Source organism: Streptomyces sp. NPDC054863 (assembly GCF_053610825.1).
In genome coordinates, this window is sequence record NZ_JBSGZD010000297.1 from 1 (window position 1) to 9,835 (window position 9,835).

Sequence of the window (9,835 nt, forward strand, 5' to 3'; positions counted from 1 at the left end):
CGCCCGCCCGCCCCCCGAGGGGGCGGGCGGGCGTTCGTGCAGCTCCCCGAGGGGGCGGGCGTTCGTACAGCTCCCAGCACTCCGCAGAAGCTACTGCTTCTGTTTCTTCTTCGCCCCGTTCGGCCAGAGCCTCGGCTTCCGCTTCGCCGCGACATCCTCCGCCCAGCCGAACGACGCGATCGCCACCGCGATCAGCGGCCACGCGAAGATGAACATCAGCACCTGGTACAGCTTCCCGAGGTACGGACTGATCAGCTCGCCCACCACCGGCAGCCCCCACATCTGGTCGATCACCGGGATGGCGAGCATGATCGCCATCTCGTGCCAGAGGTAGATCGTCACGGCCCGGTTGTTGGCCAGGGTGATCGGGGTGTCGAACCCCTTGAGCTTGCCCGGGAGTTCCTGCCACGACGGCGAGTAGTGCAGCAGGATCGCGCAGAAGCCGAGCGACCACAGGGCGTTGGCCACGGCGATCTCGTCGAAGTTCCACGGCACTTCACCGGGGTGCGTGCCCGCCCACCACAGGCCCAGGCCCATCAGGACCGCCGCGAACGACGGGATCATGTAGGCCTTGAGCTTCTTCAGCGTGCCCTCGTTGTGGGCGAAGCCGAGGATCCAGCAGGACGCGAAGGTCGAGAAGTCCTTGATCGCGTTGCCGGTCTCGCCGGGGATCTGGACCAGTTCCAGACCGATGACGAGGGAGATGCCGAGCGGCGCCAGCATCGTCACCCACGGCAGCTTCTTGAACGCCTTGAGCATCAGCGGCGACAGCACCACGAACCACAGGTACGCACGGATGTACCAGAGCGGACCCGAGGTCTGCTCCGCCCAGCCGAGGCCCAGCAGACCGCCGTCGGAGCCGACCTCGGCCGGTCCCGTCGGGGCGCCCACCGGCACGAACCACCAGGCGAGCTTGATCCACCACCAGATGATGGAATCGCCGTCCTCACCGACGCCGGGCTTCCAGCCGCCGTTGAAGATCAGCGCGAGCGTGACGATCGCGAACAGCCACACCGGCACCATCAGTCGCCGTACCCGGCTCTTGATGACGGTGAGGCCGGGCCTGCCGCTGAGCGAGCGCGCCATCAGCGAACCGGCCAGCGCGAACATCACGCCCATGGACGGGAAGACGATGGTCATCCACGCCTGGTTGTAGACGTGGAAGAGCACCACGCGGACGAGCGCGACAGAGCGCAGCAGGTCGAGGTAGCGGTCGCGGCCCGGCTTCTTCGGGGCCGCCTCGGGGGCGTCCTTCTCCGGAGCGTCAGCTCCCGGAGCACCGGAATCCGCTTCCGCTGCCAGAGCCGGTTCCGCCGCCTCGGGCCAGGCCGAAGTGCTCGGCCCGTACGGGTCGTCCACCGCGCCGCCGGCCTCGGGGTCGCGGCCCCAGGCCGGCTGCTGCCGGGTCGGCGCACCGACCGCGGCCCGCGCGAACGCGGGAGTCTCCTCCTGCTGCGGGAACGTCGTGGTGGCGCCCTCCGCGTAAGCCGGGTCCGCGAATACCGGATCTGCGTGACCGGGTTCCGCGTGACCGGCGCCCGGGTACGCGGCGTCGGGGTAACGGGACGCCTCCTGCGGGGCGTAGCCGCCCTGCTGCGGCGGATTCCCGGCCTGCGGGTACCCGGCCTGCGGGTTCCCGGCCTGCGGGTATCCGTACCCGGCCCGGGGGCGACGGTTGTTCGTCTGCTGCGGCCAGCCGCCGCCCTGCGTCTGCTGCGGGCGGTTCCCGGCCTGGGGGTACGCCGGAGCCTGGGGGTAGCCGTTGCCCTGCTGCCCCTGGCCCTGTCCGTACATGGACGGGCCCGGGTTGTTGCGCACCTGCGGCCAGCCGCCGCCGTCGCCACCGCCCTGCTGGGGCGCCGGCGGGGGGCCCTGGCGGCCGTCCAGCTGTCGCGGGAAGCCGTCCGCGTCGTACTCCGCGTCGTCGGGGTGGCCGTTGCCGTTCGTGCCCGGATAACCGTGGCTCATCCGACCGGCCACCTCTCCTCTTCGCGCCGCTGGCCCGGCAGGGCCCCCGGCGCCTCGACCACACCGGTCCGGCGCAGCTTCTGCCAGCGCAGCCGGCCGCCGGTGAGGGCGGTGATCCAGGACTGGAGCAGGACGACGTACATGATCTGGCGGTACAGGATCTGCTGGAGCGGGAAGGAGAGCAGATGCGTCATCTTCTCCTTGTCCAGCCTGAACGCGTAGGCCGCGCAGACCACTTGGAGCAGCAGTACGCCGAACCACGCGATGACGGTCTTGCCGGTCGGGCCGAAGACCAGGCCGTAGATCAGGAAGATGTCGATCAGCGGGGCGAGCAACGGGAAGACGATCATGAAGAGCGAGACGATCGGCAGGCCGATCCGGCCGAAGCGGCCCGAGGGGCCCTTCTCGATGAACGCACGGCGGTGCTTCCAGATCGCCTGCATGGTGCCGTACGACCAGCGGTAGCGCTGCGACCACAGCTGCTGCACGGACTCCGGCGCCTCGGTCCAGGCGCGTGCGTCCTCCGCGTACACGACCTTCCAGCCGTCGCGGTGGAACGCCATGGTGATGTCGGTGTCCTCGGCGAGGGTGTCCTCGCTCATGCCGCCGACCCGGTGCAGGGCGTCCGCGCGGAACGCGCCGATCGCGCCGGGGATGGTCGGCATGATGCCGAGCATGTCGTAGAGACGGCGGTCCAGGTTGAAGCCCATCACGTACTCGATGTGCTGCCAGGCGCCGATCAGGGAGTCGCGGTTGCCGACCTTGGCGTTGCCCGCGACCGCGCCGACGCGCGGGTCGCCGAAGGGCTGGACCAGCTCGCGGACGGTGGACGGCTCGAAGACCGTGTCGCCGTCCATCATCACGATGATGTCGTAACGGGCGTGCCGGATGCCGTTGTTGAGGGCGGCGGGCTTGCCCGAGTTCTGCTGGCGGACGACCCGGACGTTGGGGATGCGCATCTGCTCGACGATGTCGGCGGTGCCGTCCGTCGAGCCGTCGTCGATGACGATGACCTCGATCGGATGGTCGCTGGACATCAGCGAGCGCACGGTGTTGGCGATGCACTCGCGCTCGTTGTACGCGGGCACGAGGACCGTGACCGGCCGGGTGATCTCAGGACCCCAGCGGAAGCCGCGTCTGCGGACCTTGCGGGCGTGCGCGAAGGAGAGGATCAGCATCAGCCCGAAGCGCGCGATGACCAGCGAGCCGACGATCGCGAGACCCCAGGTCAGGGCGTCGGTGATGGCGTCGGAGACGGTGATCGCGGCAAGGAACGTCTTCGACTTCCACAGCTCCGGGCCCGTCACCGGGGTGTGCGCGGAGGGGGCCCCGAGCCCCTCGGTGAGGGTGGTGAACTTGAAGCCGCGCTTCTGCATGTCCGGCAGGAACTGGTCCAGCGCCTTCAGCGTCCGCGAGCGGTCACCGCCCGAGTCGTGCATCAGGACGACGGTGCCCTTGGTGGTCTTGGGCGTGGCGCGCTTGATGATCTCCGCGACGCTGTGGCCCTCCTTCCAGTCCTCGGAGTCGGTGTCGTTGACGACCGTGAGGTAGCCGAGCTCGCCGGCGTACTTGGCGACCGGCCAGCCGGCATCGTCGAAGGCGTAGGAGAAGGAGGAGTACGGCGGCCGGAACAGCGAGGTGTGCACCCCGGCCGCGCCGGCTATCGCGAGCTGGTTCTGGGAGAACTGCGTGTCGATGCCGTCGCGCGTCTTGAACGAGAGGTCGGGGTGGTTCCAGGTGTGCAGCCCCAGCTCGTGCCCCTCGTCCACGATGCGCTTGACGAGTTCCGGGTAGCGGGTGACGTTGGAGCCGACGACGAAGAAGACGCCGTGGGCGCCGTACTCCTTCAGCTTGTCCAGGACCTTCGGGGTCCACTCCGGGTCGGGGCCGTCGTCGAAGGTGATGACGACGTGCTTGTCCCGTACGTGCTGCGCCTGCGGCTTCTTCGGGTCCCGGGTGTCGACGACCGGGCCGCCCTTGAGGATCTCCTTCGGCACCGTGAGCTGGTCGACGGGCTCACGCGCGCCCTTGTGGTCGGCCAGGATCTCGTTGTGTACGTAGCCGCGCAGCATCAGCATCGCCATCAGGGCGACGAGTATCAGCGAAGGCAACAGGTAACGCATGGGGAACCAGCGCCGCCTGGGGCTGCGCTTGCGCGCGGCGGAGCGGCGGGCGCCCGATGAGGAACGCCTGCGGGGGTTGGACATCTACGTGCCGTGCCTTCTACTGGGTCGAGGTCTCGGGGTCAGGAACGGGCTCGCCGCCGCTGGGCGTACCGCCGGCGTCGTCACCGCCCGGAGTGCCGCCGGGAGTACCGCCCGGAGTGCCACCGGGATCGCCACCGGGATCGCCGCTGCCGCCCGGAGTGCCACCGGGAGTACCGCCCGGATCGCCACCGGGATCGCCACTGCCGCCCGGAGTGCCACCGGGAGTGCCGCCGGGAGTACCGCCCGGAGTGCCACCGGGGCCGTTGCCGCCCGCCGGGTCGACCGGCGGGGGCTTCGGGTTGCCGCCCGCTCCCGCGTTGCCGTCGGCTGCCTTGCCGGGATCGACCGGCGGCTTCTGACTGGCCGGGGTCTCCTTGGGGTCGTCCTTCTTGGCGCCGCCCGCGGGGACCTTGCCGGTGCCGGGCGTCTGCTGGTTCTGGCCGGAGGGGGGCTGGTTCCCGGAGACCGGGGGCACTCCGTCCGGCTTCGGCACGGACGTGGTGGGGCTGGGCTCCGACTTCACCTTGTCGGCCTTCTCCTCGGCCTTGACGCCGGGGAGGAAGAGATCGGGGGCGAGGGAGTTTCCGCCGATGAGGGAGGCGACGAGCATCGCCGCGTAACAGGCGCACACCGCGCCGAGCACCCAGCCGAGCCTGCGGAACTTCCTGCCCCGCCGGCCGCTCTCGTCGACGAACACCGGACCGCTGCCGCCCTCGGCGGGCAGCTCGGGGAGTACGGGACCTGCCTGCTCGCGACGCGCGAACTGCGACCCGACGGAATCGAGCTGCATCGTCTGGTCGTCCACGTCACGTATCTGGCGTATCTGACGGGTCTGCCCGGTCTGGGCACCCTTTTTCATGTTGTCCATAGCTGTCCGCACATCCCCCACTGACTGATTTCATCGGTGGGCGCGCGCGACTAGCTGGACACCACCATTGATCCGGGCCCCCACCCGACCAAGCGTCCTATCACACTGCACCCGGAGGATGAATGTAACGCACGCGAGTGTCCCCGCTTCTCCCGAGTGGCCCCTTGTCACACATCAATGACATACCGTCCGTCGGAATGAGTCATTCCGTGTCCGTTTCGCACCATTTACCCCCTATCTCTACGCCGGATAAGACATCACGTGACGCATACGACAACGAGTGGGGCGGCCGGAACGAGGTGCAGGCAGATACGACAAAGGCCCGGCTGCCGTAGCAGCCGGGCCTTCGCCTCACATGGGAATTGTGGAGATGGCGGGAATCGAACCCGCGTCCAACGGTGCAAAAACAGGGCTTCTCCGTGTGCAGTCTGCTGCGATTTTCTCGGCCCCGGAGATCACGCAGACAAGTCTCCGACGGGCTCAGTCACTGTTTGATTTCCTCCCAGGCCCCGTGACCGGGCCTGAGAGTTTAGATCCCTTGATGATGCCAGGATCCGGGTCGGGATCACCCCCGGGCTGACACTTCACACAGTCGCTACTTAGGCAGCGAGGGCGAAGGAATCGCGCTTGGTGTTGGCGATTATTGGTTGCGACATATGGTTTACGAGATCATTGCCGCTTCCTCGACACGCTTCCCCTGCTTCGACATCCGCTGTCGAAACCGATCATCCCCATGTTGATTTTTCAATGCGGATCCAGAGGCTTGCGCCGCCTTCACCGTGCTGGCCCCATCACCATGTGGGGTGCAGTTGCCATCGTACGTGACCAACGTCCGACGGTGCCAACCTATTTCCGCGCGGACCTGCCAGCAGCACCTACAGCTGCCCGCGTTCCTTGCGCTTCACCGCCGAGATCGCGCGGTTCGTCTCCCTCGTGTCCTGCTTCTCGCGGAGCGTCTGCCGCTTGTCGTACTCCTTCTTGCCCTTGGCGAGCGCGATCTCGCACTTCACCCGGCCGTCCTTGAAGTAGAGCGCGAGCGGCACGATCGTGTGGCCGCTCTCGTTCGACTTGGACTCCAGCTTGTCGATCTCGGCCCGGTGCATCAGCAGCTTGCGCTTGCGCAGGGCCGCGTGGTTGGTCCAGGTGCCCTGCGAGTACAGCGGTACGTGGATCTGGTGCAGCCACGCCTCGCCGCCCTCGATCTGCACGAAGCCGTCCACCAGCGACGCCCGGCCGAGCCGCAGGGACTTCACCTCGGTGCCCATGAGCACCAGCCCGCACTCGTAGGTGTCGATGATGGTGTAGTCGTGCCGGGCCTTCTTGTTCTGCGCGATGATCTTGCGCTTGGGGTCCTTTTCCTTAGCCATAGTGCGGTCATTTTCGCACTACGAGCCCCCCTGAAGGCCACTCAATACTGTCTGGGCCCGCTCCCGGGCCTTCTCGGTGACCGCGAGGTCGGGCGTGATGCCCCGCCCGTCCAGGTTGTGCCCGGCGGGAGTGCGGTAGTGGCCGACCGTCAGCTCGGCGACCGAGCCGTCCGCCAGCCGGCTCGGCTTCTGCACCGAGCCCTTGCCGAAGGTCCTGGAACCGACGGTCAGCGCCCGGCCCCGGTCCTGGAGCGCGCCCACCGCCAGCTCCGCGGCGCTCATCGTGCCGCCGTCGACGAGCGCGACCACCGGTCTCCCGGTGTCCCCGCCCGGCTGGGCGTGCAGCGCCCGCTGTCTTCCCCGGTCGTCGTACGTCGCGACCAGACCGCCGTCGAGGAAGGCCGACGCGGCGGTGACGGCCTCGCCGACCAGCCCGCCCGCATTGCCCCGCAGGTCCAGCAGGACGCCCTTGCCCGCCGGAGCCCCGCGCACCGCGTCCCGCACCCGCTCGCCCGAGCCCTTGGTGAAGGAGGCGACCTTGATCAGCAGGGCCCCGTCGGACAGCTTCTCGACGGTGACGGCCTCGGTGTCGAGGGTGGCCCGGCGCAGCGTCTCGCTCCAGGTGCGCGTGCCGCGCCGGAGGCCGAGCGTCACGGACGTACCGGCCTGTGAGGACGTGGCCGCCCGCGAGCCCGCGCGGTCGCCGCGCAGCAGGGAGACGACCTCCGTGACGGGCCGCCGATCGACCCGGTGGCCGTCGATCGTACGGAGTGCGTCGCCCTTCCGTACGCCCGCCTTCGCGGCGGGACCTCCCGGCTGCACCCGGGCCACCCGGACCCCGCCGTCGGCACACCGCTCGGCCCACAGGCCGACGCCGGTGTACTCGCCGTCGAGGGACTGTGCGAACTCCCGGTACTCCGCCGGGTCGTAGACCGCGCCCCACCGGTCGCCGCTGCGGCTGACCTCTTCCTGGGCGGCCTTCTTGCCCGACTTTCCGTCGGCGACCGCTTCCGCCGCCGCGCGGGACACCGCGTCGCGGTCGGTGCTCGCCCCCGCGGGCCGGATGGCCGAAGAGGGCTGCGGCCCGTCCTCGTCACTCCACGAACCGGTCGCCGAGACGGTGGCCAGGGCACCCGCGAAGACCAATGCCAGGGCCGCCCCGCGGCAGAGTCCGCGGGGCCGGACACCGAACTCCGGGTCTGACATGGCGACGAGTCTAGGACAAACCCCGCGCTCCGTACGGCGGGATGCCGTAGGGAACACGGGGTTCGGGTGGGGCTGTTGTCACACCGTGAGGACTGCTTCTACACCTTCAAGTACTTGCGCAGGGCGAAGAAGGCGGCAAGTGCGGGCATCAGCAGGCTGATCGCGAGCACCAGCGGCAGCTTGGTGAGGACCGCGTCCCAGCCGATGAACTGCACCAGCTCCATCTTCTCGGCGAGCGCGATGCCGTGGTCGATCAGGAAGTACCGGCCGAGCACGAGCAGCACACAGGCGAAGGCGCCGCCGATGAGGCCCGCGACCGCGGCCTCCATGATGAACGGCGCCTGGATGTAGAAGCTGGACGCGCCGACGAGCCGCATGATGCCGGTCTCGCGCCGTCTGCTGAACGCGGACACCCGCACCGTGTTCACGATCAGCATCAGCGCAATGACGAGCATCAGGCCCATCAGGACGAGCGCCGCGACGTTCATGCCGTCCATCAGCTCGAAGAGCTGGTCCAGGATGCTGCGTTGGTCCTCGACGGACTGCACGCCCGCCCGTCCGGCGAAGGCGGTGGCCACCACCTTGTACTTCTGCGGGTCCTTGAGCTTGACCCGGAAGGACTCCTGCATCTGGTCCGGCGTGATGACGTTCGCCATCGCGGTGTTGCCGAACTGCTCCTTGTAGTGCTTGAACGCCTGATCCGCGTTCTCGTGGAAGACGCTCTCGACGACGTCCATCTTCTTCAGGTCGGTCTCGACCTGCTTCTTCTGCTCGGCGGTGACGGCGCCCTTGGCGCACTGCGCCACGCCCGTCTCGGCGTCGTTCTTGTTGCAGAAGTAGATGGAGATGTTGACCTTGTCGTACCAGAAGCTCTTCATCTCGCTGGCTTGGTCACGCATCAGCAGAGCCCCGCCGAACAGGGCGAGGGAGAGAGCCACGGAGACGACGACGGCAAAGGTCATCGTGAGATTCCGGCGGAGACCGACACCGATCTCCGACAGGACGAACTGGGCGCGCATCGGCGTCCTTTCAGTGCTGGTAGCCGTAGACGCCGCGAGACTGGTCGCGTACGAGACGGCCCTTCTCGAGTTCGATGACGCGCTTGCGCATCTGGTCGACGATCTGCTGGTCGTGGGTCGCCATCACCACAGTGGTGCCGGTGCGGTTGATGCGGTCCAGCAGCTTCATGATGCCGACGGAGGTCTGCGGGTCGAGGTTGCCGGTCGGCTCGTCCGCGATCAGCAGCATGGGGCGGTTGACGAAGGCCCGCGCGATGGCCACGCGCTGCTGCTCACCACCGGAGAGCTCGCCGGGCATCCGGTCCTCCTTGCCGCCGAGGCCGACCAGGTCGAGCACCTGGGGGACGGCCTTGCGGATCTCGCCCTTGGGCTTGCCGATGACCTCCTGCGCGAAGGCGACGTTCTCGGCCACCGTCTTGTTGGGGAGGAGACGGAAGTCCTGGAAGACGCAGCCGAGCTGGCGGCGCATCTGCGGCACCTTGAAGTTGGACAGGCGCGCGAGGTCCTTGCCCAGGACGTGCACCTGACCCTGGCTGGCGCGCTCCTCGCGCAGCAGCAGCCGCAGGAAGGTGGACTTGCCGGAGCCGGAGGAACCGACGAGGAAGACGAACTCGCCCTTCTCGACCTCCAGGGAGACGTCCCGCAGAGCGGGCCGGTTCTGCTTCGGGTAGGACTTGGACACGTTGTCGAATCGGATCACAGGTGCACCACGGTCGCCGGGAGTAGGTGTGCGTGACCATACGCGACCCGGCCGGACGCTCGCAGGCTGCTTCCCCGCGATGAGGGGTTTGCTCCGGTTTGCCGTGCGCCTGCGGGTGGCCGGCGGCCTCGGGCCGCGCCGATCGGGCGGCCAGCTGGCACAGTGGAGGGGAACGGATGCGTTTCCCCGGGCGTTATGGGGAGAGAACGCGAAGTGTCGAGGAACGTTGCTCGGAGTGTGCGGCCGGTGACCGGAGAAGGAGAGCGCATGACCTATGACCGGTTGGTGTGCGCGAACTGCGCGGGACCGGTGGCCGAGGGCCGCTGCCCGACGTGCCGGGCGAGCAGGCAGCGCCTGGAGGACCAGCAGAACCTGTTCTCCCAGCTCAGCCCGGCGGCGCTGATCGCCCTGCTGCTGATACTGGTGACGGCGATGGCCCTGGTGGCCCACCAGGCCGCATAGCGGTTCGATACGCACGAAAGAGGGGCCCGGGGCGCTGG

Annotated in this window: 8 protein-coding genes and 1 other RNA gene; 1 reads left to right on the forward strand and 8 read right to left on the reverse strand. The window is 68.6% G+C overall.

Features of this window, described 5'->3' with window-relative positions:
- Positions 1-90 precede the first annotated feature (90 nt).
- The 8 genes from ACWGIG_RS32735 to ftsE form a co-directional block, all read right to left on the reverse strand.
- The gene (locus tag ACWGIG_RS32735) at positions 91-1,968 is read right to left on the reverse strand and encodes an acyltransferase family protein (RefSeq protein ID WP_453325323.1); all 1,878 of its coding nucleotides are present in this window, start codon (positions 1,966-1,968) and stop codon (positions 91-93) included.
- Positions 1,965-4,175 carry a bifunctional polysaccharide deacetylase/glycosyltransferase family 2 protein gene (locus tag ACWGIG_RS32740; RefSeq protein ID WP_453325324.1) on the reverse strand — a complete coding sequence of 737 codons (2,211 nt, stop codon included), beginning with the start codon at positions 4,173-4,175 and terminating at the stop codon, positions 1,965-1,967. Before ACWGIG_RS32740 ends, ACWGIG_RS32735 begins: the two co-directional genes overlap by 4 nt.
- Before the next feature lie 16 nt (positions 4,176-4,191).
- Positions 4,192-5,043 (reverse strand): hypothetical protein, encoded by an 852-nt coding sequence (locus tag ACWGIG_RS32745; RefSeq protein ID WP_453325325.1) that lies wholly within the window; start codon positions 5,041-5,043, stop codon positions 4,192-4,194.
- Between the two features lie 362 nt (positions 5,044-5,405).
- Positions 5,406-5,776, reverse strand: a transfer-messenger RNA (tmRNA) gene (gene ssrA / locus ACWGIG_RS32750).
- A gap of 142 nt (positions 5,777-5,918) precedes the next feature.
- Entirely contained in the window at positions 5,919-6,410 is a 492-nt protein-coding gene (gene smpB, locus ACWGIG_RS32755) for an SsrA-binding protein SmpB (RefSeq protein ID WP_453325326.1), read from the reverse strand.
- 18 nt (positions 6,411-6,428) lie between these two features.
- Positions 6,429-7,616: a S41 family peptidase gene (locus ACWGIG_RS32760; protein WP_453325327.1), complete on the reverse strand. Its 1,188-nt coding sequence runs from the start codon at positions 7,614-7,616 to the stop codon at positions 6,429-6,431.
- Between the two features lie 98 nt (positions 7,617-7,714).
- Positions 7,715-8,635, reverse strand: coding sequence for a permease-like cell division protein FtsX (gene ftsX / locus ACWGIG_RS32765; protein WP_453325328.1), 921 nt, complete (start codon positions 8,633-8,635; stop codon positions 7,715-7,717).
- Between the two features lie 10 nt (positions 8,636-8,645).
- Positions 8,646-9,335 carry a cell division ATP-binding protein FtsE gene (ftsE, locus tag ACWGIG_RS32770; RefSeq protein WP_362411984.1) on the reverse strand — a complete coding sequence of 230 codons (690 nt, stop codon included), beginning with the start codon at positions 9,333-9,335 and terminating at the stop codon, positions 8,646-8,648.
- Between the two features lie 267 nt (positions 9,336-9,602).
- On the opposite strand from ftsE, the gene ACWGIG_RS32775 reads away from it, so the two are divergent.
- A complete protein-coding gene (locus tag ACWGIG_RS32775) occupies positions 9,603-9,797 on the forward strand; it encodes a hypothetical protein (RefSeq protein ID WP_453325329.1) in 195 nt (64 codons plus the stop codon).
- The last annotated feature ends 38 nt before the right edge of the window (positions 9,798-9,835 follow it).

Bases quoted from the DNA above. Each gene is read 5' to 3' on its own strand.
- ACWGIG_RS32735 (WP_453325323.1), bottom strand. From the start codon at position 1,968: ATGAGCCACGGTTATCCGGGCACGAACGGCAACGGCCACCCCGACGAC.
- smpB (WP_453325326.1), bottom strand. From the start codon at position 6,410: ATGGCTAAGGAAAAGGACCCCAAGCGCAAGATCATCGCGCAGAACAAG.
- ftsX (WP_453325328.1), bottom strand. From the start codon at position 8,635: ATGCGCGCCCAGTTCGTCCTGTCGGAGATCGGTGTCGGTCTCCGCCGG.
- ACWGIG_RS32745 (WP_453325325.1), bottom strand. From the start codon at position 5,043: ATGGACAACATGAAAAAGGGTGCCCAGACCGGGCAGACCCGTCAGATA.
- ACWGIG_RS32775 (WP_453325329.1), top strand. From the start codon at position 9,603: ATGACCTATGACCGGTTGGTGTGCGCGAACTGCGCGGGACCGGTGGCC.
- ACWGIG_RS32760 (WP_453325327.1), bottom strand. From the start codon at position 7,616: ATGTCAGACCCGGAGTTCGGTGTCCGGCCCCGCGGACTCTGCCGCGGG.
- ACWGIG_RS32740 (WP_453325324.1), bottom strand. From the start codon at position 4,175: ATGTCCAACCCCCGCAGGCGTTCCTCATCGGGCGCCCGCCGCTCCGCC.